General features: G+C 54.0%; 16 protein-coding genes and 1 tRNA gene. 14 read left to right on the top strand and 3 right to left on the bottom strand.

What is annotated here, in order from left to right; all coding sequences use genetic code 11:
* Positions 1 to 379 precede the first annotated feature (379 nt).
* The 4 genes from AU182_RS15100 to AU182_RS15085 all read left to right on the top strand — a co-directional run bounded on the left by AU182_RS15100 (position 380) and on the right by AU182_RS15085 (position 6,360).
* Positions 380 to 1,921, top strand: a complete 1,542-nt coding sequence (locus tag AU182_RS15100; protein WP_066967013.1) for a Re/Si-specific NAD(P)(+) transhydrogenase subunit alpha — start codon at positions 380 to 382, stop codon at positions 1,919 to 1,921.
* Between the two features lie 12 nt (positions 1,922 to 1,933).
* Positions 1,934 to 3,331 carry a Re/Si-specific NAD(P)(+) transhydrogenase subunit beta gene (gene pntB / locus AU182_RS15095; RefSeq protein WP_066967010.1) on the top strand — a complete coding sequence of 466 codons (1,398 nt, stop codon included), beginning with the start codon at positions 1,934 to 1,936 and terminating at the stop codon, positions 3,329 to 3,331.
* Positions 3,332 to 3,547: 216 nt separating this feature from the next.
* Positions 3,548 to 5,545 carry a hypothetical protein gene (locus AU182_RS15090; RefSeq protein WP_066967007.1) on the top strand — a complete coding sequence of 666 codons (1,998 nt, stop codon included), beginning with the start codon at positions 3,548 to 3,550 and terminating at the stop codon, positions 5,543 to 5,545.
* 26 nt (positions 5,546 to 5,571) lie between these two features.
* Positions 5,572 to 6,360: a rhamnogalacturonan acetylesterase gene (locus AU182_RS15085; protein WP_082859466.1), complete on the top strand. Its 789-nt coding sequence runs from the start codon at positions 5,572 to 5,574 to the stop codon at positions 6,358 to 6,360.
* A 67-nt stretch (positions 6,361 to 6,427) separates the two neighbouring features.
* Here the strand turns inward: AU182_RS15085 and yhbY are convergent, their stop codons facing one another.
* The gene (gene yhbY, locus AU182_RS15080) at positions 6,428 to 6,733 is read right to left on the bottom strand and encodes a ribosome assembly RNA-binding protein YhbY (protein WP_066967004.1); all 306 of its coding nucleotides are present in this window, start codon (positions 6,731 to 6,733) and stop codon (positions 6,428 to 6,430) included.
* A 71-nt stretch (positions 6,734 to 6,804) separates the two neighbouring features.
* On the opposite strand from yhbY, the gene rlmE reads away from it, so the two are divergent.
* From rlmE to AU182_RS15030, 10 genes are all read left to right on the top strand, one after another.
* Entirely contained in the window at positions 6,805 to 7,425 is a 621-nt protein-coding gene (gene rlmE, locus AU182_RS15075) for a 23S rRNA (uridine(2552)-2'-O)-methyltransferase RlmE (RefSeq protein ID WP_066967001.1), read from the top strand.
* Positions 7,426 to 7,682: 257 nt separating this feature from the next.
* Positions 7,683 to 9,599: an ATP-dependent zinc metalloprotease FtsH gene (gene ftsH, locus AU182_RS15070; RefSeq protein WP_066966998.1), complete on the top strand. Its 1,917-nt coding sequence runs from the start codon at positions 7,683 to 7,685 to the stop codon at positions 9,597 to 9,599.
* Between the two features lie 126 nt (positions 9,600 to 9,725).
* Positions 9,726 to 10,568, top strand: coding sequence for a dihydropteroate synthase (gene folP, locus AU182_RS15065; protein WP_066966995.1), 843 nt, complete (start codon positions 9,726 to 9,728; stop codon positions 10,566 to 10,568).
* 31 nt (positions 10,569 to 10,599) lie between these two features.
* Positions 10,600 to 11,943, top strand: a complete 1,344-nt coding sequence (gene glmM, locus AU182_RS15060; RefSeq protein WP_066968242.1) for a phosphoglucosamine mutase — start codon at positions 10,600 to 10,602, stop codon at positions 11,941 to 11,943.
* Between the two features lie 154 nt (positions 11,944 to 12,097).
* Positions 12,098 to 12,835 (top strand): triose-phosphate isomerase, encoded by a 738-nt coding sequence (gene tpiA / locus AU182_RS15055; RefSeq protein WP_066966993.1) that lies wholly within the window; start codon positions 12,098 to 12,100, stop codon positions 12,833 to 12,835.
* Positions 12,836 to 12,891: 56 nt separating this feature from the next.
* Positions 12,892 to 13,317, top strand: a complete 426-nt coding sequence (secG, locus tag AU182_RS15050; protein ID WP_066966990.1) for a preprotein translocase subunit SecG — start codon at positions 12,892 to 12,894, stop codon at positions 13,315 to 13,317.
* Positions 13,318 to 13,351: 34 nt separating this feature from the next.
* Positions 13,352 to 13,437, top strand: a tRNA-Leu gene (locus tag AU182_RS15045).
* 718 nt (positions 13,438 to 14,155) lie between these two features.
* Positions 14,156 to 16,009: a hypothetical protein gene (locus AU182_RS15040; RefSeq protein ID WP_153039247.1), complete on the top strand. Its 1,854-nt coding sequence runs from the start codon at positions 14,156 to 14,158 to the stop codon at positions 16,007 to 16,009.
* Between the two features lie 16 nt (positions 16,010 to 16,025).
* On the top strand, positions 16,026 to 17,318 hold the full coding sequence (locus AU182_RS15035) for a hypothetical protein (protein ID WP_066966984.1): 1,293 nt from the start codon (positions 16,026 to 16,028) through the stop codon (positions 17,316 to 17,318).
* Between the two features lie 12 nt (positions 17,319 to 17,330).
* The gene (locus tag AU182_RS15030; protein WP_227718291.1) at positions 17,331 to 22,463 is read left to right on the top strand and encodes an FtsK/SpoIIIE domain-containing protein; all 5,133 of its coding nucleotides are present in this window, start codon (positions 17,331 to 17,333) and stop codon (positions 22,461 to 22,463) included.
* Positions 22,464 to 22,718: 255 nt separating this feature from the next.
* On the opposite strand, the gene dcm is transcribed toward AU182_RS15030, so the two are convergent.
* On the bottom strand, positions 22,719 to 24,671 hold the full coding sequence (gene dcm / locus AU182_RS15025; protein ID WP_082859465.1) for a DNA (cytosine-5-)-methyltransferase: 1,953 nt from the start codon (positions 24,669 to 24,671) through the stop codon (positions 22,719 to 22,721).
* 44 nt (positions 24,672 to 24,715) lie between these two features.
* Positions 24,716 to 25,105 (bottom strand): hypothetical protein, encoded by a 390-nt coding sequence (locus AU182_RS16935; protein WP_227718322.1) that lies wholly within the window; start codon positions 25,103 to 25,105, stop codon positions 24,716 to 24,718.
* Positions 25,106 to 25,696 lie beyond the last annotated feature (591 nt).

Below are 25,696 nucleotides of genomic sequence, written 5' to 3'. Positions count from 1 at the left end.
ACCAAAGTCAGGCTCATCTTCGCGTTATTCGTTACTTCGGTAACTGTTTCTGCTGTTTTTTAATCGATTTTCCGCATTTTCAATAGTATTGCGCTAAACGAGTAATAAGAATCCTCTATTTCCTTTGCCGATATTTATTCTCTTTAATTCATGGCCCTGCCGAATTGCATTTAATTTTCCGAAAAACTATTTTTTCGGGGATGCCCGTTTTCGCCCTTGAATCAGAGTATCCTGATGACGGTGCGAACGATTCGGGATTAGTTAGGTTTGGGATTAAATAGCAATGGTAAAAGAAGGATCCCATCAATCGGGGTAGTTCGTTCAGGCGCTATATTCAGAAATCGATAAAAACGACAATTTTTGTACGGGAGCACAAACGGTGATTATTGCCATACCAAAGGAGACCGCGCCGGGCGAGGCGCGGGTCGCGGCATCGCCAGCCAGCGTAAAGCGCTTGCAGGCGCTGGGCTTTGACGTTGCCATCGAACAGGGGGCCGGTGAAGCTGCCAGCTTCCCCGATGCAGAATATGAACAGGCGGGGGCTAAACTCTGCGCTAACGCAGCAGAGTGCCTGAGCCAGGCGGGCATTGTGTTGAAGGTACAGCAACCCAATGAGGCGGAGCTGGATCTGATTCCCAGCGGCGCTACGCTGGTGGCCTTCCTCAAGCCGGCACAAAATGAAGCGCTGCTGAAAAAGCTCGCGGACAAAAACATTAATGCGCTGGCGGTGGAGTCGATCCCGCGAATTTCCCGCGCACAAAAAATGGATGCGCTGAGCTCCATGGCCAACATCGCCGGTTACCGCGCGGTAATCGAGGCGGCGCACGAGTTCGGGCGTTTCTTTACCGGCCAGATCACTGCCGCGGGCAAAATCCCGCCGGCCAAAGTGCTGGTTATCGGTGCCGGTGTTGCCGGGCTGTCTGCCATTGGCACCGCGAAAAGCATGGGTGCCATCGTGCGCGCCTTCGATACCCGCCCGGAAGTACGCGAGCAGGTAGAGTCCATGGGAGCGGAATTCCTCACCGTGGAAATCGAGGAAGACGGCTCCGGCACTGGCGGTTACGCCAAGCAAATGTCCAAGGAATTTATCGATGCGGAAATGGCTCTGTTCCGGGAACAGGCCAAGGAAGTGGATATTGTCATTACCACTGCGCTGATCCCCGGCAAGCCCGCACCGAAGCTGTGGCTGGCGGACATGGTGGAAACCATGGCCGAAGGCTCCGTAGTAGTGGACCTGGCCGCGGAAATGGGCGGTAACTGCGACTTTACGGAAGCGGATAAAAAAGTCGTCAAGAACGGTGTGACCGTCATTGGATACACCAACCTGCCTAGCCGTGCGGCGACTCAGTCTTCCACCCTGTATGCCACCAACCTGTGTCATCTGTTGACCGATATGACACCGGAGAAAAACGGCGAGATCGACATCAATTTCGAAGATGAGGCGATCCGCGGTGCCACGGTGGTGAAGGAGGGTGAAATTACCTGGCCGCCGCCCGCGCCGAAAATCTCTGCGGCACCGCAGCAGAAAAAGCCGGAGCCGCAGATCCAGGTGGAGCCCAAGCCGGAGAAGAAGTCTTCGCCACTGTCGCTTATCGCATTCTGGGCTGTGGCTGGTGCGCTGTTACTGGCACTGGGCAAATCCGCGCCGGCGGACTTTGTGGCCCACTTTACCGTGTTTGTGCTGGCGATCTTTATCGGTTGGCAGGTGATCTGGAATGTATCCCACGCCCTGCACACGCCGCTGATGAGTGTGACCAACGCCATCTCCGGTATCGTGATCATCGGTGCGCTATTGCAGGTTGGGGCCACCGGTTCCTTCATCGTCACGATCATGGCATTTATCGCGGTGCTGTTCGCCAGTATCAATATCTTCGGCGGGTTCTTTGTTACCCACCGTATGCTCAAAATGTTCCGTCGCTAAGGAGAAAGAGACATGAATAGTGTAATTTCCATGGCTTATCTGTTCTCCGCGGTGATGTTCATCCTGAGCCTCGGCGGACTGTCTACCCATGAAACCGCAAGACGCGGCAACTACTACGGCATGGTGGGGATGGCAGTTGCCATCATCGCCACCGTGGCTGGCATCACTTCCGGTGCCTACCTGCCCGTCGGTATCGCCATGGGCGTGGGTGCGGTGATCGGTATTCACCTGGCGCGCAAGGTCGAAATGACCGCGATGCCGCAGCTGGTAGCGCTGCTGCACAGCTTTGTGGGGCTTGCGGCGGTACTGATCGGCTGGGGCGGCTACCTGGATCCGCGCATCAATCTCGAAGGTGCCGCGCACATCGTGCACAACTCCGAGATTTATATCGGCGTGTTTATCGGGGCCATTACCCTGACCGGTTCCATCGTTGCCTTCGGCAAGCTGCAGGGACTGATCTCCGGTAAACCGCTGATGCTGCCGGCGCGCCACTGGCTGAACCTGATCGCACTGGTGATCTGTGTGCTGCTGGGTGCCCAGTTCATCCCTGCAGACGTGAGCAACGCTACCATCATCAACCTGCTGGTGATGACCGGTATCGCCCTGCTGCTGGGTATCCACCTGATCGCCGCCATCGGCGGTGCGGATATGCCGGTGGTGATCTCCATGCTGAACAGCTACTCCGGTTGGGCCGCCGCGGCCACCGGCTTTATGCTCAGCAACGACCTGCTGATCGTGATCGGTGCGCTGGTCGGCTCCTCCGGTGCCATCCTCAGCTATATCATGTGCCGCGGTATGAACCGCTCCTTTGTCAGTGTGATTCTGGGCGGCTTCGGCTCTGATGGCACAGTTGCCAGCGCGGACGGCGAAGAAGAAGGTGAAGCGGTAGCCACCACCCACGATGAGCTGGCAGACGATTTGAGAAATGCCAAAAACATCGTGATCGTTCCCGGCTTCGGTATGGCCGTGGCCCATGCGCAACAGGCGGTGAGTGACCTTACCGACAAGCTGCGCAAAGCGGGCAAGACCGTGCGCTTTGGTATCCACCCGGTAGCGGGCCGTTTGCCCGGGCACATGAACGTATTGCTGGCAGAAGCCAATGTGCCCTACGACATCGTGCTGGAAATGGAAGAGATCAACGATGACTTCCCGGAAACCGATCTGGTACTGGTGATTGGTGCCAACGACACCGTTAATCCAGACGCGGTAGAAAAACCCGGTTCCCCCATCGCTGGCATGCCGGTACTGGAAGTGTGGAAGGCTGGCAAAGTGGTGGTGCTGAAACGCTCCATGGCGTCCGGCTACGCGGGCGTATCCAACCCGCTGTTCTACAAGGACAACTCGCGCATGCTGTTTGGCGATGCGAAAGAGAGCCTGCAGAGTGTGCTGGGGAAACTCACCCCGGCCTGATAACCCCGGGCAACCAATGGCCAGCTACTGGCCAGTGAGTTAACGGGTTATCACTCGCCACCCAAAGCGATCCCTTCCGGGGGTCGCTTTTTTTATACCTGTGTTTTGACTGTTCGGAGTCGTCATGGCGGGGAGTCGCTCCCGGAGGAGGCCGGTGGTAATCTATGTCACCAGAGTTTCCGTACAAAAAGCATCAATAAAAAGAAAGATCAAAATATGGCCGCCTCGCTCGAACACGCTTTAACCCGTAAACCCCTCGCCGCGCGCCACTTGCTGCGCGCCCCATTGGGAATCATTGCGCTTTCCCTGCTGACTGCCTGTGGTGGCGGCTCCGGCGGCGGTAACGACAATGATACCGGCGGCCTGCCACCGATTACCCCGGCCCCTGCGATCCTTACCCTCACCGGCGATAGTAGCGCTGAAGCGGGGGATTCGGTTGGCATCGTGGCGAGCCTGTCAGAGCTCGGCTACAACCGGTTTGAGTGGGTGCAGCTAGCCGGGCCGGATGTGGGGCCGCTGGCGGGGAATGGCACCGCGGGTATCAGCTTCGATGCGAAGTTCAGCGGCAGCTATCGCTTTCAGCTGACCGCCAGCAATGCCGATGGCGATCAGCAGGTGGAGACGTTTGATGTGGTGGTCAATGCCGGTAATTCCGCCGCGCGCGCGCAATTGCGCGCAGATCGCGCGGTGTCGGAAGGGGCGTCGTTCTCCCTGCGGCTGAATGCCAGTGACTACAGTGGCAGCGTCAACTCCTGGCGTTTCGAGCAACTCTCTGGCCCGATAGCAACACTGGCCGAAGATGACTCCGGCCAGCCGGTGCTATTTGTCACCGCGCCCAAGGTAAGCGGTGATCAGGTCATTACCATTGAAGGAACCCTGGAAACCACCGGCGGCAGTATTTCGGATATCGCCTACGTGGTGGTGCAGGACCGCCCGCAAGTCACCAGCGAATTTTTCTGCGACGGCGACGGCCAGTACTGCGCGAAAAGCGAGCCGCTAAACAATGTGTACAGTTATCGCGACGATAGCCCCTACCGGGACGTGCTGGCGGGTTGTGTTTACTCCAACCAGTTGACGGAAGACAACCTCTGCACTCTGGGCACTTTGCCCGTGATCGGCATGACGAGTAACGCCCCGAGCGTGGACCAGATCATGGACCATGTGCTGGTGTCCCACGACTGGATGGGGGAGCGTTTTGAGCGATTCCTTGGCGAGCTGGACCCCTATGGCGACTTTGCCAATATGCTGCGCGCCACCACCGCGGTGGTGATCTCCAGTGATGTGCGCCCGTCGTTTTACTGGCAGCTCACCGGCGCCATTTATCTCGACCCGGACAGCCTGTGGCTGACACCGGAAGAGCGGGATGTGATCAGCGAGATACCGGATTACCGCAGCGGTTTTGGCTCTGCGCTCAATTTCGTTACGCCGTGGCGGTATGTAAGAAATAACGACTATGCCTTTTATAGCTACAACACGGCCAGCCGCTTCTCCCGGCCCTTCTATGAGCTGGAGGCGGACCTGGGTTCGTTGTTGTACCACGAGCTGGCCCATGCCAATGACGCCATGTCACAGGGAAAAATCCGTAGCGGGCTGGATCGTGGGGATATTTTCTTCAATCAGGCGGCGAGTGGTTCAGCGGTGAACGAACTGGTGACCGCGGTTTCCCCTCCGCTGTCTCAGGAACTGTACGACTTGGCCGAAGTGCGCTCGCGGGGTGCAGAGGCCACGGCCCAGCAGCGCGCCTATACCCCGGGCGATATTGCCGGTTTTTTCTTTCCGGACAGCGCCAATGATTTCTACAGCTACACCACGCCCTGGGAAGACACGGCGATGCTGTTTGAGGAAACCATGATGAGCCTGCGCTACGGTATCGAGCGGGACATCGCGGTGACCAACAAGCCCACCGCACCCACCTCGGCCGATGATTACAAGGTGTCTCAGGGGCAGCGCGGACGCATCGGTTCCGAGCTAATTCGCCCTCGCGCCAGCACGGCGGTGCAGTATCTGCTGCCGGAAGCCTGGGCAGCGGCCGATGACCATCTGCGCAGTATTGCCCCGGTAGCCATGTGCGCTGGTGAAGGCTGGGGGCAGAACCTGACCCCAGCCTGCGAGGGCCAGTCCGGATTGTTGCGTTTTGCGGCGCCGCAGCCGAGCCGCGCGGCTCCGATGCCCACCGAGCGCCCGCGCAGCTTTATACCACCCACGCGCTTTTGATCGATAAATACGGGAGGTTGCCAGTGATGAATGCTCTGGGTAAATCAATCCGGCGCGGGCTGGTGGCCAGCGCTTTGCTCTGCGCCAGCGCGGTGGTTGCCGCCGCGCAGCAAACCACCACCATCTTCATGGCCGGCGACTCCACCATGTCGGTCAAGGAGCTCAAGGACTACCCGGAAACCGGCTGGGGCGTGCCTTTTGCGGTGTTTTTTGAAGACGGCGTCAAGGTCGATAACCGGGCCATGAACGGCCGCAGTACCCGCACCTTTATCGAGGAGGGGCGCTGGGCCGGCATCATGGACGATCTGCAAAAGGATGATTATGTGATCATCCAGTTCGGCCACAATGACGAGTCCGAGCACAAGAAAGACCGCTACACCACGCCGCAGCAGTACAAGGCAAACCTGTCCCGTTTTATCAACGATGTGCGCGGGGCCGGTGCCGAACCGATCCTGATGTCACCCATCACCCGCCGCTATTTTGATGGTGACAACACCATCAAGCACACCCACCCCTATGCGCCGCTGGTACGCGAAGTGGCCGCACAGGAGAAGGTGGAATTTATCGACATGGAAGTGGTGACCCGGGAATATTTCCAGGCCATGGGCGATCGCGATAGCGCCCTGCGTTTTATGCACATCGCCCCGGGGTTGCACCCCAATTACCCGGTGGGGGTGAGGGACGATACGCACCTGAACCACCTGGGAGCGCGGGAAGTGGCACAACTGGTGTTGGCGGAGCTGCGCAAGCGTCAGCACCCGCTGAGCGAGCGCTTACGCACACCGGACCCCAAGCATCTGGCGCTGAAATACTGAAGTACGGATTGAGAGGACGGGGCGCCTGCAAGGGCAGGCGCGCCAAAGGTGGGAAAGGTCCGGTCGGTCAGGGACGCAGCAGGTTGGACAGGCGGGCGTTGGGTTTGCCAGCCTTGCGGAAGATCAGGGCGATTTTGCCGATTTCCTGCACCAGCTCGGATTTGCTCTGGGCACACAGCTCGGCGATCAGCTCCCGGCGCACATCGCGGTCGTTGACCGCCACTTTCACCTTGATCAGCTCGTGATCTTCCAGGGCGCGTTTCAGCTCTTCCAGCACCCCTTCCGTCAGCCCTTTATCGGCTACAGTGACGATTGGTTTGAGGCTGTGGCCACGAGCGCGCAACGCTTTTTTGCGGTCAGCGGTTAAAGGCATACAATACTCCATCCTTAAATCGGGTAACCCGTGCGCGGACAACCCCAGAAATTAGCGATGTATTGTAACTGATGGGCCGATCAAAGAGCAGCCACCGCTGGCTACGTGAACATTTCAATGACCACTACGTCAAGCAATCCCAGAAAGACGGGTATCGCTCGCGTGCGTCCTACAAGCTGCAGGAGCTGCAGGAGAAGGACCGCCTGATCAAACCCGGCATGACCGTGGTCGATCTGGGCGCCGCCCCTGGAGGCTGGTCCCAGGTGGCCGCAGAACTGGTGGGCCACAAGGGCCGGGTGCTGGCCTCCGATATCCTGGAAATGGACGCACTGGCGGGGGTGGACTTCGTGCAGGGCGACTTTACCGAGGAAGCGGTGTTCGACCAGCTGTTGGAAAAGCTGGGAGAAGAACGCGCCGACCTTGTGATTTCCGATATGGCCCCCAATATGAGTGGAGTGCGCGCTGTGGATCAGCCTGCCTCCATGTATCTGGTGGAGCTGGCGGTGGATATGGCCCGCCAGACCCTGAAACCCGGGGGCGGATTTGTCGCCAAGGTGTTTCAGGGGGAAGGTTTCGATGAACTGATCCGCGATCTCCGCAGTCAATATCAGACCGTGGTTACCCGCAAACCCGGTGCATCCCGTCCCCGCTCCCGCGAAGTCTACGTTGTAGCGCGCGGCTTCAAGGGATAGGCCGTACCACCAAAGGGGAGCCGCGTCCCCGGCTGACCAACGAGCCCCGCTGCTTTGGCGCAGGTCGGGCGGTGTGGTACAACGGCACCCTGCGCCGGCAATGGCTGGCGCCCGCTTCCTGTCTTCAGTACTCCTTCCGACGATTACCGCAGGGGCTGGATGACCGGAGCGACAGATGTACGATTTTCGCCGCCTATACTGGGTGGAATGGAATTAGCTGCTAAGGCAATGGCAAGAGGGCATACCCTTTGAACGATATGGCAAAGAATCTGGTGTTGTGGCTGATCATCGCTGCGGTGCTGCTGATGGTCTTCCAAAACTTCAAGCCGCAAACCCGGGACGAGTCCGTCAGCTATTCCGAGTTTGTACAGGATGTGCAGTCTGGCCAGATAAAGAGCGCTCTGGTTGATGGCCTGGTCATCACCGGTGAAAAGGCCGATGGCAGCCGCTTCAAGACCATCCAGCCGCAGATCATCGACGACGAGCTCACCAACGAGCTGGTGCGCGGTGGCGTACAGTTCAATGGCCGCGAGCCAGAGTCCCCCAGTATCTGGCAGCAGCTGCTGGTGGCCAGCTTCCCGATCCTGATCATCATTGCCGTATTCATGTTCTTCATGCGCCAGATGCAGGGCGGCGCGGGCGGCCGGTCCGGCCCCATGGCCTTCGGCAAGAGCAAGGCGCGCCTGTTAGGCGAAGACCAGATCAAAACCACCTTCGCCGATGTGGCGGGTGTGGATGAAGCCAAAGAAGACGTGCAGGAGCTGGTGGAGTTCCTGCGCGACCCGTCCAAATTCCAGCGCCTCGGCGGTGCCATTCCCCGCGGTGTACTGATGGCGGGCCCCCCCGGTACCGGTAAAACCCTGCTGGCCAAGGCCATTGCCGGCGAAGCCAAAGTGCCTTTCTTCTCCATCTCCGGTTCCGACTTCGTGGAAATGTTCGTGGGCGTGGGTGCATCCCGTGTGCGCGATATGTTCGAGCAGGCCAAGAAGCAGGCGCCGTGCATCATCTTTATCGATGAGATCGATGCCGTTGGCCGCCACCGCGGTGCCGGTGTGGGCGGTGGCCACGACGAGCGCGAACAGACCCTCAACCAGCTGCTGGTGGAAATGGACGGCTTTGAAGGCAACGAGGGCGTAATCGTCATCGCCGCCACCAACCGCCCGGACGTGCTGGACTCCGCGCTGCTGCGCCCGGGCCGCTTCGACCGCCAGGTGTTTGTCGGCCTGCCGGATATCCGCGGCCGCGAACAGATCCTGAAAGTACACATGCGCAAGGTGCCGCTGGACGAGAAAGTCGACCCGCAGACCATTGCCCGCGGTACCCCCGGTTTCTCCGGTGCGGACCTCGCCAACCTGGTGAACGAGGCCGCCCTGTTTGCCGCCCGCGCCAACCGCCGCATGGTCACCATGGAAGAATTCGAGCGCGCCCGCGACAAGATCATGATGGGTGCCGAGCGCAAATCCATGGTGATGAACGAGAAAGAAAAGACCAACACCGCGTACCACGAAGCCGGCCACGCCATCATCGGCCGACTGGTGCCGGAGCACGATCCGGTGCACAAGGTCACCATCATCCCGCGCGGCCGCGCTCTTGGGGTGACCCAGTTCCTGCCCGAGGAAGACAAATACAGCCTGAGCAAGCGCGCCCTGGAATCCCAGCTGTGCTCTCTGTTCGGCGGCCGTATCGCCGAGGAAATGACCCTGGGTGCGGACGGTGTGACCACCGGTGCCTCCAACGATATCGAGCGCGCCACCGACATCGCCCGCAGCATGGTCACCAAGTGGGGCCTGTCGGAAAAACTCGGCCCGCTGCACTACGGTGAGGATGAAAGCGGCCAGCCTGGCCACGGCAACCCGATTTCCGGCAAGACCTCCAACGAGATCGACGAGGAAGTGCGCCGCATCATCGACACCTGCTACGACCGCGCGCAGAAGCTGCTGGAAGACAACCGGGATATCCTGGAATCGATGAAAGACGCGCTGATGGAGTACGAGACCCTGGATGCGGAGCAGGTGGACGACCTGATGGCCCGTCGCAAGGTGCGTCCACCGAAAGACTGGCACGACAACGACTACACCGGCGGCGGCCCCGCCGACGAGGTGCCGGAGGCCGATGCCGACGTAAAGCCTAAAGATGGCGACACCCCAGTGGGTGGCCCGGTCAACGGCCACTGAGCGTCAGCGCCCAGCCTGTTCGACGCCATCGGCGCGACACGGCACCAGACCTGAAGCGGGCCCTCTGGGCCCGTTTTGTTTACCCTCTGTTTATTTCCTCTTTCATCTAGATCGCCTGTCTCGCCTATGAAGTTGCACTGCGGAACCCGCACACTGGATTTGTCCCGCCCACGGGTGATGGGCATTCTCAACACCACCCCCGACTCCTTTTCCGACGGTGGCAGCTACTACGCGGGCGGCGATCTGAACCTCGATCTGGTGCTGCACCGTGCGGAGCAAATGGTGCGCGACGGGGCTGCGATCCTGGATATCGGTGGCGAGTCCACCCGCCCGGGTGCCGAGCCGGTATCAGAAGAAGAGGAGCTGGCGCGGGTCGTACCGGTGGTGGAGGCCATCAGCCAGCGTCTGGACGTGGTTATATCAGTGGATACAAGCACTGCCGCGGTCATCCGCGAGTCCGCCGCGGTCGGCGCCGGCCTGATCAACGATGTGCGGGCGCTGACCCGCCCCGGCGCACTGCAGGCCGCCGCGGCCACCAAGCTGCCCGTCTGCCTGATGCATATGCAGGGGCAGCCCGGCACCATGCAGGCCAAGCCTGAATACAGCGATGTGGTTGCCGAAGTGCGCGAGTATCTCGATCAGCGGCTGGCCGCCTGCATCGATGCCGGAATCGACCGTGCGCGGGTGATCTACGACCCGGGCTTTGGTTTCGGCAAGAACGATGAGCACAACCTGGCGCTGCTGCGCAGCTTGGCGGAGTTGGCGCCGGCGGACATCCCCCTGCTGGTGGGGCTGTCACGTAAATCCATGATCGGCCGCCTGCTGGGCCGCGAGGTAGAAGAGCGCCTGCCCGGCAGCCTCGCTCTCGCCCTGCTGTCGGCCCAGCGCGGTGCCCGCATCATTCGGGTCCACGATGTGGCAGCCACCGCAGATGTGCTTAAAATGCGCGAGCTTGTAGACTGCGCCTGATAAAAGTTAGTAATTGACAACGAGTTGTATGATGAGCAGAAAATATTTTGGCACCGACGGTATCCGTGGCCTGGTAGGTGAGGGAGCCATCACTCCGGATTTCATGCTGCGCCTCGGCTACGCCGCTGGCAAAGTACTCGGTGCCAGAACCGGCAGCGGCCGCAGCCGCATCCTGATCGGCAAAGACACCCGCGTCTCCGGGTACATGTTTGAGGCCGCCCTGGAAGCCGGCCTGATCAATGCCGGCGTTGATGTGGGCCTGCTCGGCCCCATGCCCACCCCGGCCATCGCCTACCTCACCCGTACCTTCCACGCCCAAGCGGGCATCGTCATCAGCGCCTCGCACAACCCGTACCAGGACAACGGTATCAAGTTCTTCAGCGCCGACGGCAGCAAACTGCCGGACCACGTGGAAGCCGAGATCGAAGCCGCCCTCGACCTGCCCATGGAGACCGCCAAAGACCTGGGCAAGGCCTGGCGTATCGACGATGCCGTGGGCCGCTATATCGAATTCTGTAAGGCCAGCACCCCCTGGCGCTATTCCCTGCAGGGGCTCAATATCGTGCTCGACTGCGCCAACGGCGCCACCTACCACATCGCGCCCAAGGTCTTCCGCGAACTGGAGGCTGAGGTGCACGCCATCGGTATCCAGCCAGACGGCGTCAATATCAATCTGGAATGCGGCTCCACCAAGCCCCAGCAACTGCAGAAAGAGGTGGTCGAGCGCGGCGCCGACCTGGGGATCGCCTTTGATGGTGACGGCGACCGGGTCATGTTTGTCGACAAGCACGGCAACCTGGTCGACGGTGACCAGCTGCTGTTCCTGATCGCCATCCACCGCCAGCAGTTCCTCGGCGGCTGCAGCGGCGTAGTGGGCACTCAGATGAGCAACTACGGCTTCGAGCTGGCCCTGCAAGACCGCGCCATTCCCTTCGCCCGCGCCAAAGTGGGCGACCGCTATGTGCTGGAGCAGATGTACAAGAACGGCTGGACCCTGGGCGGGGAATCCTCCGGGCATATCGTGTGTACCGACGTCACCACCACCGGCGACGGCATCATCTCCGCGCTGCAGGTACTGCGCGCGGTCAGTGACTTCGGTGAACCGCTGCACCAGCTCACCGGCAAAATGGAAATGCTGCCCCAGCACATGATCAATGTGCGCCTGGCCAGCCGTGACGGGGTACTGGAGCACAGCGATGTGCAGGACGCAGTCACCCAGGTGGAGACCAAGCTGGCGGGCAGTGGCCGCGTACTGCTGCGCCCATCCGGAACCGAACCCCTGATCCGGGTCATGGTTGAGGGCAAAGACCCAGAAGTCGTCCAGCAACTGGCGGGCGATATCGCCAAGGTGGTGGAGCGCGTCGGCAACGCCTGACGCGTCCCCGGTGGCGCTCATCCCCAGTGAAAGCCACCGGAAGCCCTTGATTAATCAACAGAAAAACCAATACAAAAATCCATAAATATCCGGAAACGCTGGTTGTATGTTACCGGCAATACCGCTAAGATTTGCGCCCCTTGGAGGAGCACCCATGCGTAAAACCCTGGTAGCTGCCAACTGGAAAATGCACGGCACCAAAGCGTTTGCCGAGCAACTGTTGGCCGAGCTGAACAACGGACTCAAGTCCCGCGAGTGCTCCGCGCAGGTCGTTATTTGCCCGCCGTACCCCTATCTGGGCGTCGTCGCAGGCAGCATCGGCCAGGCCCAACTGGGGGCGCAAAACCTCAGCGAGCAGCCCTCCGGTGCCTACACCGGTGAAGTGTCCGCAGAGATGTTGCTGGACTGCGGCGCACGTTACGCCATCGTCGGCCACTCGGAGCGTCGCAGCCTGTATGGTGAAAGCAGCGCACTGGTCGCCGCCAAGTATGCCGCCGCCAAAGCGGCAGGCCTGATCCCGATCCTCTGCGTGGGCGAGTCCCTCGAAGAGCGGGAAGCCGGCAAAACGCTGGAAGTGGTGGCCGAGCAGATTCAGGCGATTGTCGCCCTGGGCCTGCCGGATACCTGGCAGAATGCCGTCGTCGCCTATGAACCCGTGTGGGCCATCGGCACCGGCAAAACCGCCAGCCCGGAGCAGGCGCAGGAAGTGCACCAGTTCATTCGCCAGCAGCTGGGCGAAGCCGGTGGCGAGACGCAAATCCTCTACGGAGGCAGCGTCAAAGCGGCCAATGCCGCAGAACTGTTTGCCAAGCCCGATATTGATGGTGCGCTGGTAGGCGGTGCCTCACTGAAGGCAGAAGAGTTTATTCAGATTTGCTGCGCCGCAGACTGAGCGCAGCAATAAATTTTTGAGCAAGGGCGAACGCCCGACAGCAGGTTTTCTGGACAATGGAAAAACTGGTACTAATCGTACACATCCTCACCGCACTGAGCATCATCGGCCTGATCCTGATGCAACAGGGCAAGGGTGCGGAAGCAGGCGCCTCCTTTGGTGCCGGCGCGTCTAACACCGTATTCGGCAGCCAAGGCAGCGGAAATTTCTTTTCCCGCTTGACTGCAATTATGGCGACGGTATTCTTCGTCACCAGCTTCGGCCTGGCCGTCCTCGCCAGCCGCGGTGCAGCACCGGATATCGAAGGTATCCCGCAAGTACCGGCAGCGGTAGAATCCCGCGGACCGGCAGCGACCGAAAGCGACATTCCTGAGCTTCAGGAACAAGCCCCGGCCGCAGACGACCTGCCAGCAGCAGAAGAAGCCCCTCAGGCTGAACTGCCAGAAGCCGGCAGCGAAGAGACTGAGGAACAGCCTCAGTAAGCCGCAAGGCGAAATCAAAAACTGTAAAGTTTTTGCCCAGGTGGTGGAATTGGTAGACACGCTATCTTGAGGGGGTAGTGAGCTATGCTCGTGCGGGTTCAAGTCCCGCCCTGGGCACCACATTGAAAGCCGGCTTGATCCGGTATCCTTTCGAAAGCCCCGCAATGCGGGGCTTTTGTGTTTCTTGCCCCGAACAATTTTATTGCTCGCCACTTTTGTTTTACTTTCCCACCCTTCTTCTCATCAGAGAGATAACACCGCAATACCTAAGACCACTAATATTTAGAGGCATTCGATATTTTAGTGTTCGCTTTATGAAGCCGGTGCCTCACATAATCGCTAATCTAAGTGGTGTGTACGGATTATCGGGCTGCTTACCTTCCGCCTTTGGCTTATCTAACGGTCGTACCTATGGCTCTTACCTTAGACTGTTTTGCGCTCGATCGATTCGTGAGATGAGACTCACGCGGGCTATACCGTTGTACGTGGAGTCTGCTGGCTTAACCTATAACTAGGTACCTCAGTTATTGAAGATGATAATCGGCTTGGGCTCGGCGAGCTGAGTGTAGCCTGAGCTGGGACGCACGCTAGTTAAGCGGGATGCTATGAGGCCCACTTGATTTCAATCATTTTTAGGTGGTTGATCTGATGTTTTCTGCGCGCCCCTCTCCATAGTACGATTAAAAATTATCCATAAATCTTAGGTTGGAAGTTCTTGCGTCGCCGAAGATTAGTTACGTACTATGATCTAGTTCTTGGAGGCCGTTGTTACACTAAATTAGCCTATAACCTGTAAATAGTAATTCGGGGGCAAGTGCCCACATACTGGAGCAGTGGATTGTCAGAAAATAAAAACCCTCACGTGTACCGGATGGCTAGATTTTTGCCGTTTGACCCTTCACACGACCAGATTTACGAAGAGTACCAAGTCGCGGGTGACTCGCTCAATCTAGATACGGTTGCATACAGCTATGTATCGGATGCCGTGGAGTCCGGTGCAGGTGTCATTGTTCTGACTGGTGATGCGGGTCACGGCAAAACGCATCTGTGTCGAAGAGTTATCGAGAGCGCTCTTGGCTATAGTGAGGAAGAGGCCCGGAATTTAATCAATGAGGCCTGCGACGGCAAACAAGTGATTCGGGCGAAAGCGGGAATTAGTAATTCACGTGCCTTGCGCATATTTAAAGACTTTTCAGAATTTGCCCCGGAGATTGCCGCTAAATTACTCGAAGAGCCAAGCGGCGAGGGTGTGGTTACCATAATCTGCGCGAATGAGGGGCGTTTTCGAGCGGTTCTGGCCTCTAAAAGTGCGGGGTCGCGTTGTGCAGAGCTTCTGAAAAGTTTCGAGTTGTCCTTTGATCGAGGACAGGCGAGCCGCGATGGGGGGATCCATATTGTGAACCTCAATTACCAGTCAACCGCCGCAGGATTAGGCGGCCATTCTCTAGGAGACCTGGCTCTTCGTGACTGGACATCGGGCAAAAGGTGGCGAAGCTGCAATGACTGTGACGCCAGAGAGGCCTGTCCGATAATTCGCAACAGGGAAATGCTCTCTGAGCGGGTGGCGCAAGGTAAGGCTGCAACCAGAAAGGCGAAGTTACGTCTCCTATTTGCGACTTTAGAGCGGATAGGGTATGTCATAACTATCCGGGATATGCTAATGGCATTTGCATATCTCTTGACTGGGGGGCTGAAGTGTGACGATGTCCACAGGCTGAAAAGGGGGCGCAGAGAGGGCTGGCAGCAGGCTTACGCATTTTACAATCTCGCTTTCGAAGCTCCAAGCTCCCTACCAAAAGAGCAGTTAAAACGCCTACCGCTGATGCAGCAACTTGCGAAGCTTGATCCCGGAAAAAGAGCATTCCGAGAGGTTGATGAGAGAATTGTCAATCAGCAAGGGATTTTCTGCCTTGGCGAGCTGGACCTGCAATTTCCTGCACCTTCTACGTCTGGTGAAGATCTAATCGATGCCGCAGACGGAATTGATGAGATTATCGGAGACCCCCGGAATAAGAAACAAAGAGCAAGTGAGGCAGAAAATGTCACGCGCGTAGTTAGGGCCCTTAGGCGTCGCGCCTACGTAGATGGTATAGGAAATAGCGCATTGGATATGGCGTATCTGGGATTCCCATACGGTGCCGATTTTCTTTCTATTATCGATGGCCAGATGGGAGGGGCTGCGCAAGCTATCTTAAAGAAAAAAGTAATTGCTGGGTTACACCATATTCAGGGATTTCAGTTCTCCGAGCAGACGCCGACACTCCACTTGGTTGATCCTGCATTTGGACGGTCGATGTCAGGAACAGCGATACTTGCCGCTAGAATTAACCCTTCGAATGTCGAGCTTTTGAGGCTTTCAGAAAAATGGGGGGATAGCGAAGAAGTTGACTACCACCTGAAGAAAAGTGTCGACTGGATCGATCGTCATGTGGTTTTAAGGGTCGTTGATCAGCAGGGCGATTCACATGATCTCTTGCTCGATATGATGACTTTCGACTGTATTCTGAGGGCGGCGGCAGGGCATGTACCTACAAAATTCTACGAGCACGATATTCGACGCGTAACAAGCTTTCTCGGGCGTATCGCACAATCAGCGCATACAAACTCGGATCAAATAAGTTTAGTTAGAAACGGCCGCACTCAGACCATCTCAATTGACGGTAGTACTATCCAAGTTAGTACTGGGGGCTAAATGGGGAACCGTGACCATGAAGAATAATCCAGTACAAAGAGTGCGAAAAGGTCCTGAAGTTTCACGTGAACTGTTCGGGGGAGTGCTAGATTTCGATGCTGCCGGGCATTACCCCGGCCTTGAATTATTGAACTTCATATACTGCGGCGAGGAAGAGAATTCTTTTGCCGTAGGTGATGTCGTTAAAATAAGGCGTCGATCGCATGATTTTGGCAGAAAACTTGTCTGGGACAGCGACTTTAAAAGTGACCCGCGACGACATGATGTGCTTCTTGACGATGCCTCCGCAGAGGATGCACTAAGAGAGCTCCTTCGCTGTCTCCAATTGGAAATTCCTAGTGGCACCAAGGAGCCGAAATGGTCACGAGCACATTTCTTTCCTTATACGCCGTCGCTCATTCACTGGGATGCGAGGGATAGAAGCGGACGCATAAAATTAGAGCGCCTCTATCTTCGCGGTGGCGGTGCTCTCGCCTTCAAAATCCTTAGGTCTGATCCTAATACAGATCGCCTACAACGCATTATTGCCGGCTTTAATCGACTTTATTCGCCAACTATTGAAAGCCCGCTAGAAATTCTTGCCGCATTCATTAACGATCAGAGTAAAAAAGACGAAGAGCCTCGGTTGGACGAAATCGCAAATGCCACTCGAGCCAATATCGATGAATTTGAGAGTGTTTATTGCGACGGAATTCTCAATATTTTGGAGCAGGACGGAGCGACTTCTGTGGCAAAGGTTCGAGCCGTTATGGGGTGGACAGCGCTCTGGCTTGTTTTAATGCAAAATAAGCGAGCAAGATTTAGCCTTGGCCTAGATGAAGGGAACATCATCTGTGACTGCGGAGCGAGTAGTCCTCAGCTACGGCGAGTGGCTCAGCGTTGTCTGCAAGAAGTCCTGAGTAATATTGTAGATGCCGTAGAGAAGGTAGAGCCAAATATAGCAAATGCCCAGCGTAACAAAATCCGAAGTTTCTTCTGGGCCACAGCCGCAGCAAATGGCATCTTGAATGCGTGGCGTGGTCGAAAGCATTTTACATTGTCCGTCGATGCCTTGGAAATGATTGTGCTAGCTACCATTCCGGCGGACAAGGAGATGCCTTTCGAGAGATTTGTTGATGATGTGCTCTACGGCCGGCTTGGTATTACTGTTGGACGTGGTGCCGCAGAGCTGTCAGGCCTTATTAATTCAATTGATGCGAGTATTTTTGAAGAGAATGAGGCGCAATTAGCGCTTCAGATGATCGCCGCCGGATTAGTAACACAGTATTCTGACGCTACACGAATGGTTAGCCCAAGAACAGCTTTGTAATTGGATTTATTGATGATTGGAATCGAAAGCATTATAGGCAATACAGCCTTCGTGATCGTCGCTCGTAGCTTTTTAGCAAATGACAGTGCCGATCGAAATTCTTTTAGACTAAAGAATCTCACTAGGCATGAAGCACTGGCGTTCTTGGAAGTATGGAAGCGTCGTCGTACCGAATGGGGGCTGGGCCGTGTTACGCTTCTCGTTGCTAGTGATTCTCATCAGGATTTTCCCTCTGAGTTTAGGGCTGACCCGGATCATTCGATCACGTATTATCGTAATAATAATGATCACGGGCTCGTTTATATTGAAACGAAAGAGGAAAGTGACGAGCAAGGTCTGAAAAACCTATTTACCCTTAGAGATGTCAATTTTCTCGATGGCACATTCGACGAGGATGGCAAGTTCTTGGTTCCCGAGGAGATGTTCAGGCAGGCACTTCTATTTGAAGGTTCGCCCAAGGCAGAGGGATACGAGCTGCTTAGGGATCGACTTGTAGAGGTCCTGCGGGAGCTAAATTCTGTTGGAGTCCCTATTCCAGTAAGAAAGTTTGCCGGCTTTTTACTTGCAGTTTCAAAGGAAGTTGTCACGGTATCAAGTGCCTACTCACCGGAGGAAATAAATGCGTTAGTCGGAAGATGCTTGGTGCATCTCGACATGTTCCCGGATGAAGCTTGGCGCAAAGATCCTGGCAATGTGGCGCGCCGTCTTTCTCTCAATCTGCTGAGATCCGAACTTGCTGCCTCTACCTCTTCAGATCTTGACCCAGAAAAAGCTGCGCAGGATTGTGTTCGTACGAAATTCGAAGATGAAGAAGGTGTGCAATACGAAGCCGGGTTGCAGGCCTACTGGAGAGAGAGTTGCGCCGAATACTGTCGAGGGCCGTCCCGCGAGAGGCGAGAAAGGATTCCGTATAGGATCTTTGAGCAGGTTTTTAGAAAAGATGTGAAAGGGTTGCCTCTTGGTCAGCGAGTGGCGGGTGACATTGTCCACAGTGATCCTTCGAGGAAGTCTGAATTCGACGAGCTGTCTGTTGAGGGTGGTTTGGATAATCGATCGCCGGATGATGCCCGCAGGTTCCTTGAGAGTGAGGCCTCTGAAGCTAGTATCCTTCCTTTGAAAGACCTTCTTTCGAAACAGACGCTTCGCATGGTCGAAAAGCTCGCTTCACCTGCAGTAGAGCGGATCGAGAACCCCCTGATAAAATTATCCCAGGTCGCTTCGGATTTTCGTGCGCGTACGAGTTTTGATGGTGGCTCGCTCCGGATCGATATTCGTACTAGTGCAGCTACATCTGAGCGTCACACGCCCTCCCTTGGCCTATTTGCATTTCTCTATGGTCAATCGCTGTTGGAAATATCTAGTTCGCTTGCAGATGGCCTCGGGTCAGTCTCGCTGAATATCGATACTTCTCTAACTAGGCAGATTCCCGTCCCTCACCTAAAAGAGGAAATTGATCCGGAGATCGAGAGCTCGGAAGCTGGGTCATCTGAAGAAGATGAGGGAGTGATTTGGCTTCCGGTTCCTCTCGAGTTCGTGCTAGTGAATACTGAAGATGAGGTAGAGCTTGATAGTGAAGTGACAGTCGAATGGCTGCCAAGAGATCTGCATTATCTAGCGCTATTCTGGATATCCGTCTGTGGGGAGGATCGGAACGATTTAATAAAAGAGTCTTATGCACCTTTGAGCCCAACTGGTGAAGCGTGGATCGAGGAGGTAGTCCATCGCCTTCTGCCATTTAAAAATGGGAGAGCTAGGCCCATAAGTGAAGAAGTGCTACATCATCCTGTGATTAGCCGCTTAGTAGATATTCGGTCGAACTTCAGGGCTGAGGTTGAAAAAAACGGCCTTTCTTCTGGGCTTTTGAATGATGTATTTGACGAGTGGTCGACCCTTCTTGCTGAGGCGCGAACATCTTTTATACCCGAGGGGCACGTCCCAAGTGGCATGGTTGAGTTTTTGAATGCGGACTGCGTGCAGGAATTTGACGGCGACCGTGTACTCATGCTCCAGTCTCACCCGCTGAAACTTAGATGGATGGCAGCGTACCTTGCGAAATCGAAAGATCTTGCAGCTGATGCAATTGAAGGGTCGTTGCGGTTAAATGAGCAAAACGAGACACTGTACCTTAGCTGGATCCAAGGGCTTTCTCCTCATCAGCAACCGCCTATCCTTACATCGACAGAAGGACATATACTTTTCGCCGCCGGCGAAAGAGGATGGGCGGAAAGTTTTCAGCCTAACAGTTCGTCCGGAGGCACTGTTTCGGCTGGAAAAATCCATGCAAGTATCATTAGTGAAGTCGGTCGACAGATTACGGCATACCTCCATTCTCACCCTTACAAGGCAGATGGTCTTAAAATTCTCGTTGTAAGTAGTGAAGCAAGTTCTCTACCCGCAGATTTGGTCCAAGCGGTCAGAAAAGCTGAATTTAAGAACCTTGCTATGACTATCGATTTTGTCGCCCCTAAGAGCTGTTGGCAAGAGTCGGCACGTCAGTTTGAACTTGTTGATACGGATAATCGTCTCGCTGGTGACGGAGCACTTTTCCCGCCCGTACAACTGAATTTTCACGATCTCGATAAAGTGAAAGAAGATGCGGATGCGGCTTTGGACGGGCAGATCTTTGATCTGGCGATTGTGCCTCAGTTCCTCGACGACAATATAATCCAAGATACTAAAACCGAAGACCAATCAGGAGTCACCGGGAAATTTGATCCTCTTCTCGATGATCCAACTTATATCGCCTCGGGCGCTGGATCTTCTGCCTTGTGGGTATCTCTGAGGCCTCAAGTACCTGATATTGCTCTTGCTGACTGGTCGACCTTGGTAGTTAGGCATGATCGGAAAAGCCCGGTTGCTTCCGATCGTCCAGAAGCGACCGATTTTATCGACTTGAGAATCAATTTCCATAATGCAGCGCGTTTCTTCGGAGTACTCCATAAGTGCTCGCATTGGGTCATCACTATAGAGCGGCATATCACGCGGGAGCAGATTGAGAAGCTTGAAACACGCCCAGCAGTGCTTTCTATACGGGATAAAATCGGGCCGGGAGGATTATTCACTCTAATCGTATCGTCAAATGCTGGACGACAATTTATTACAGATCGTTTGACTCGTAAGTTAAAAAGAGTGGCGGCATCGATAGGTCGCACAGGACTTGCGGAGCGCCAAGCGCATTTTCTTGCTAACAAAATCTACGAAGAAGCTAGACAGATTTCTCCCAGGTTGACCCTAGATGCCTTAGGTATATCGCGGGTGACGGAAGAAGTTCTTGGCTTGAGTATTGCGAGACAGGTCGCTGATCGCATAGTTCCACTATCTATCACTGATGGTTTTATCGCTTGGATTTCGCTCGATGAGCATCCGGAATGGTTCGTTTCGGCAACTTCAATGCGAGCAGACATGGTCAGACTTGCGGTAAACCTTGTGGATGATTCTCTTTCGGTGGATGTTCTCGTTCTGGAGAGTAAGTTGAGGCGCTCGGGCTATGAAGCTCACGGAGCGGAACAAGTACTCAAGACTTTGAAAATGTTCGATTCGATCTTTCCGAAGGTTGAAGAGCAGGATGCAATGGATGGGAAGTTATGGAGGGACTCACTTCTGTCAGCTGTAGATACCGTGAGCGAAGATGCGCTTGTTATTCAGTCTTCGTCGGACTCAAATTTGAACCTGCGATCTTCGAAGGTATCGGATGAGATAAGAAGCCGTTTTCGCGAAGGTGATTTTTCTTCAGTAAACATCGGTGGGCTATATTCCATTTGCGAGTACTCACACTCTAGAAGTATGACGGTTCAAGTTTATGAGGCAGACCCTCGGGTTCAGGTTGTTAAGACAGGTGGAAGTGCGCTTTTGGACGGTCCTCCCGCGCCTGCGTCTCTTGCGCTAGAGAATGAAAAGGAAGCGGCTCAATTAAAAAGACTAGACAAGCAGAGGTCTTCATTTATCTCTAAGGATGGGAATGATGAGGAAGCCCGAGTCCACGTTTATGAGCCACCTGTACCTGCTTCTCAGGTTGACAGTAGTGGAACTGAGCCTAGTGAGGATGCGCTTGTTAATTTAGAGGGAAATACAGGTGGTCCTTGCGATCGAGGCCGCCTTGGATGGCTTGAGCTTGATCGTCGGTACCAGATAATACTGGACACTTTTGGACGATTTGGAATTAATGTTAATAGAACGTTGGCTGATGTTGACCATGCTATAGAGGGGCCTGCGTCAGTTCTCTATAGAGTGAAGCCTGGGAACGGTGTGGAAGCGCGCAAGCTTTATGCGCAGCATGATGCTTTGAAGCTTGCTTTAGAGCTTGAATCATCTCAGGATTTGCAATTTGGCATTGATAAAGGTTATGTGACTATTGATGTGCCTAAATCGGATGCGGATCGATATTTTGTTGCTGCGCAAGATCTCTGGTCTCGCTGGCAGCGTCCGGTCACAGGTCTGGTGGTGCCGTTGGGGGAGGATCGATTCGGTAATATCGTTGAAATTGACTTTGCCTCGTCAAACTCGCCCCATCTTTTGATCGGAGGCACGACTGGTAGCGGTAAGTCTGAGGCGCTGAACACACTTCTTGCAGGTATTGTTGGACATTATTCGCCAAAGGAGGTGCGCTTGCAGCTGATTGATCCGAAAGGAACGGAACTGGAGCCATTTTCAGGGTGCAAGCATCTCGATGGAGAGATAGGTTGGGACGAAGAGGACGCGATTAAAATTCTCGCCCGTGCTGTTGAAGAGATGCAGGTTCGATTTTCTAACTTCAAGAAAGCCAAGGTCCGCTCTATTGATGACTACAATGAGCAAGTTTCTGAAGAGAACCGCATACAGCGATGGGTGATTGTTCTCGATGAGTACGCTGACTTAACATCAGAACCTGAAACGAAAAAAATAATTGAGGCACATCTGAAGCGCCTTGCTCAAAAAGCTCGTCAAGCTGCTATTCATGTCATTATTGCGACCCAAAAGCCGGATGCGACAGTTATCAGCACAAACCTTAGGTCCAATCTTCCGGCTCAGCTGGCATTACGTGTGAAGAGTGCGACAGAAAGTCGGGTGATTATGGACGACCCAGGGGCGGAGGCTTTGACAGGAAAAGGTGATGCCTTTTTCAAGGAGAGCGGTGTATTAACTCGCGTCCAATGTGCAAAAATATAACCGGCGTGCTGGCATATCCCTCGAGTATTTTTGATTGAGAGGAGAGTAGAGTTTTTTTCGAAATGTTTATGCTGGTATGTCGGCTTCTTTCGTGGGGCCGATTGAGAGCAAGATAGAGGCAGCTGGAGCTGCCTTTCAGTTGTTCGCTAAATCCCGGATACGAGAAGTCATATCTTCGTCTCGAGTTGCCAATCTGTTCAGTGTCGGTGTGGCCGCATGGGACTTTAGGTGAAGGTTGTCCAAGTTCTCGGGGGCTTAAATAATTTCTTTCATTTTCATAATTCTCAGTACATGTTCTGCAATCTGCTTCGCAAGAAATGGAGGTACGGCATTCCCCACTTGGAGGTATTGAGCGCTTTGGCCTCCTTCAAAATAGTAGTCATCGGGGAAAGTTTGTATGCGCGCGGCCTCACGAACGGTGAGTGAACGCATCTGTGAAGGGTCGTAATGAATGTTGGCGTGCCCGTCCTTGTGCATATGTGAGGTAATTGTTTTTGCTCTGTATGTGCTCGGGTACGTCCTAAACCTATCTTGAAAATTCTTGCTATACCAGCTTTTGTGTTTCGAGGCCAGCTCTTTTGGAAAGAACTTTGTCGTTGGGGATGGTGAGGGTTCTCGGTTGGGTACTGGAGACTTTTTTCTAGCGTCTGTCCAAAGGGCGCTGAACATGTATCTTGTCATGTCTTTAGGCATGTGCTGTTTGGCGCAATGATTGAAAGTTCCGGGAAAATCTTTAGTTAGCCAATTGTCTAATTCGAAATACCGTTTTGCATCTTTGCTCTTAATTGCTTTTTCATTTTTTGAGTTTAAATAAAAATCACTCCCTTTATGGGTTTTTCTAAAGATGTCAATAGTCTTTAATTTTTCTTCGATTCGTTTATAAGTTTCAGATATCAAAGATATGTATTCAGATTTTTTTCTAAGAATTTTAGAGTCTTCTTCTGGTGTAAGAGGGATATTCTTAATGAATTTTTCTGATGCGTCCTTGGGAAGCTTTAAATTTTTAGCTTTTTCAATTCTTGCGCTAGTCCTCTCCCAGTCAATTATATCTCTAACACCTCTCTTTATCGCGCTGTCCCCCGAAACAAGTTTACGTATGAATTCTACGTTTGATTTTCGTATCTCGTTCCAATTTGAATCGGTATCTTCAGTTGCGTCTAAGTGCTGACCACCGAGGCGTATCGAAGCTTCTCTTTTGCTTATTGAGCTGCGAATCGGGGGGAGTGAGCCAATGGTTTCGCTGATCGAGGGGGCTAGAGGAGCTTCATTGGGATCCATAATCATCGAAAGAGAGTTTTCAGTATCATGTTCCGCATTGATTCCAAGGAGGATTACTCGTTTTCTGGCTTGAGGGACCCCAAAATCGACTGCATTTACCAAGTAGTCTTTGTCTGTAGGTTTGTCTTCTGTCCCGATAAAATTCTCTTTGCTGACTACCAGCGAGTAAATGTGATACTTTTTCTTGTCCTTTGGTGTGGGATTCTCTTTTAGATATTCTAGACGCTTGATGATCTCGGGGAAGATTCTAGATCCATTGGCAAGCTTTGCTGAACCTATTCCAGATACATTTTCCATTACAAATAGGTCCGGCCGTGCTTTCTCTATGACGTCTGCGTATTCTTTGTATAGAAAAAATCTTTGATCATGATCCTGATTGTGGTCAGCGATTCCAGCGAGCCTTCCTCGCCCTATTGTCGAATATGCTTGACACGGCGGCCCACCAATCACAATTAAAGGTTCGCAATCCTTTAGTGGTGTTTTCTTGCTGGTCCTGCGCGTTGACTCGCATACTTCTTTTATTCTTTTGTCAATTTCTCGCTGTTCTTTTGTTCTTTCCTTAAAGTCTTGATCTGTCGGGTTTTCTCCATTTTTCCATTTCTCAAAGATCGTGCTATTGCCTAGGGCATGAGGTGACCCCATGGTTTCGCGAAGCGCCTTTCCCCATTCCTCTGTTTGTTCTATTTTTTTCATCACTTTATTTTTTGAAAACTTTGATTTTGCAGTTACATATTCAATGTATAACGACTTATCTTTTAGTTTTCTATAAAATGATCGTAGCGTTAGGGTCTTGTGCGCGTTTTCTTCTTTTTCAACGGACATGGCAATTTCAAAAGGAGAGTTTTTGCAGTTGCTAAACCCTTCACCTAATCCGCCAGGGCCGGCAAAGAGATCTATGATGGTTACTTTTTTAGAGCGTCGTATGTTCATGTATGCGAAATTAAGCGGGTGAGAATAGAGGTAGGATACCAGGTTTATTTGGCCTTGCCAGGAGTAATTTTTCTCAATGATCTATATTGGCAGATGGAGGATAGAGGGCAGAGTGTACACCTTGGCTTTGATGGTGTGCAGATCGAGTGAGCAAGATCTAGAAGAGCATAGTTTCTATTGGCTGATAGGCCAGCTGCCCCTCCGAAGCATCTCGATATTAGGGAGCGGGCCCTCTGGGACCGATGCCTCTCTTGTCCGATCTTATCCCCGGTGATCCTCGAGGCGATTCTTAGTGTGTTTGTATCGGTAATGTGAGTGGGGATTCCGTGTCCAAAACATAATACCGCATTAGCTATATAGTGCCCTACACCTGATAAAGCGACAAGATCAGAGTACCTTTTGGGAATATGCCCCCGGTGTCGATTAACCAACATTTCGCAAGATTTAATAAACTGGTCGGCTCTTATCGCTAGGCCTAAAGTGGCGGTGAGTTCTAGCCAGTGGCTTTTGTTAGTAATAACAGATTCGGGTGATGGAAAGCGTGTAATTATAGTATTGAAAACTTCGGCCACGCTAGTTGATCTTGTTCTTCTCAAAAGATTCTCAGCCACAAATATTGACCATGGAGTGCTTTTATGTCGCCAAGGTAAATCGTGCCTACCCTTGACCCTGTACCAGTCCATCAGGGTTGCCCAATTTTCTTCGTTTAGATGATTAATCATTTTGATCAATTAGTGAGCCTCGTACTGCGTCAACATTAAACACAGGAGGTCAAATTGGCTAGGGAAACATTTAGTGCTTGGCTAACATTCAGCGCTAATTTCACCTAAAACCTCGTTGCCATTGCGCCCGCCTGCTATTTCACCGGCTCCAGCCGATAGAGCCCGGCACCCGTCTGATCGTTCAGCAGATAGATATATCCATCTTACCGCTAGCGCACTTCGTGGATCCGGGCGATCTCTCAGTCCAGTAGTGGAGAAAAAGGCATCCGCTAATTACTCCCCACTAATTGGTTCGGTGGTTGA

It is taken from the genome of Microbulbifer sp. Q7 (genome assembly GCF_001639145.1).
Lineage (GTDB): Bacteria > Pseudomonadota > Gammaproteobacteria > Pseudomonadales > Cellvibrionaceae > Microbulbifer.
The sequence above is the reverse complement of the archived record's forward strand: the minus strand, read 5'-3'. Positions and strand labels throughout refer to the sequence as shown.

Coding starts and splice junctions, on each gene's coding strand:
- glmM (WP_066968242.1), top strand. CDS start 10,600: ATGAGCAGAAAATATTTTGGCACCGACGGTATCCGTGGCCTGGTAGGT.
- secG (WP_066966990.1), top strand. CDS start 12,892: ATGGAAAAACTGGTACTAATCGTACACATCCTCACCGCACTGAGCATC.
- AU182_RS15085 (WP_082859466.1), top strand. CDS start 5,572: ATGAATGCTCTGGGTAAATCAATCCGGCGCGGGCTGGTGGCCAGCGCT.
- AU182_RS15035 (WP_066966984.1), top strand. CDS start 16,026: ATGAAGAATAATCCAGTACAAAGAGTGCGAAAAGGTCCTGAAGTTTCA.
- AU182_RS16935 (WP_227718322.1), bottom strand. CDS start 25,105: ATGTTGGTTAATCGACACCGGGGGCATATTCCCAAAAGGTACTCTGAT.
- yhbY (WP_066967004.1), bottom strand. CDS start 6,733: ATGCCTTTAACCGCTGACCGCAAAAAAGCGTTGCGCGCTCGTGGCCAC.
- dcm (WP_082859465.1), bottom strand. CDS start 24,671: ATGAACATACGACGCTCTAAAAAAGTAACCATCATAGATCTCTTTGCC.
- rlmE (WP_066967001.1), top strand. CDS start 6,805: ATGGGCCGATCAAAGAGCAGCCACCGCTGGCTACGTGAACATTTCAAT.
- AU182_RS15090 (WP_066967007.1), top strand. CDS start 3,548: ATGGCCGCCTCGCTCGAACACGCTTTAACCCGTAAACCCCTCGCCGCG.
- pntB (WP_066967010.1), top strand. CDS start 1,934: ATGAATAGTGTAATTTCCATGGCTTATCTGTTCTCCGCGGTGATGTTC.
- AU182_RS15030 (WP_227718291.1), top strand. CDS start 17,331: ATGATTGGAATCGAAAGCATTATAGGCAATACAGCCTTCGTGATCGTC.
- folP (WP_066966995.1), top strand. CDS start 9,726: ATGAAGTTGCACTGCGGAACCCGCACACTGGATTTGTCCCGCCCACGG.
- ftsH (WP_066966998.1), top strand. CDS start 7,683: ATGGCAAAGAATCTGGTGTTGTGGCTGATCATCGCTGCGGTGCTGCTG.
- tpiA (WP_066966993.1), top strand. CDS start 12,098: ATGCGTAAAACCCTGGTAGCTGCCAACTGGAAAATGCACGGCACCAAA.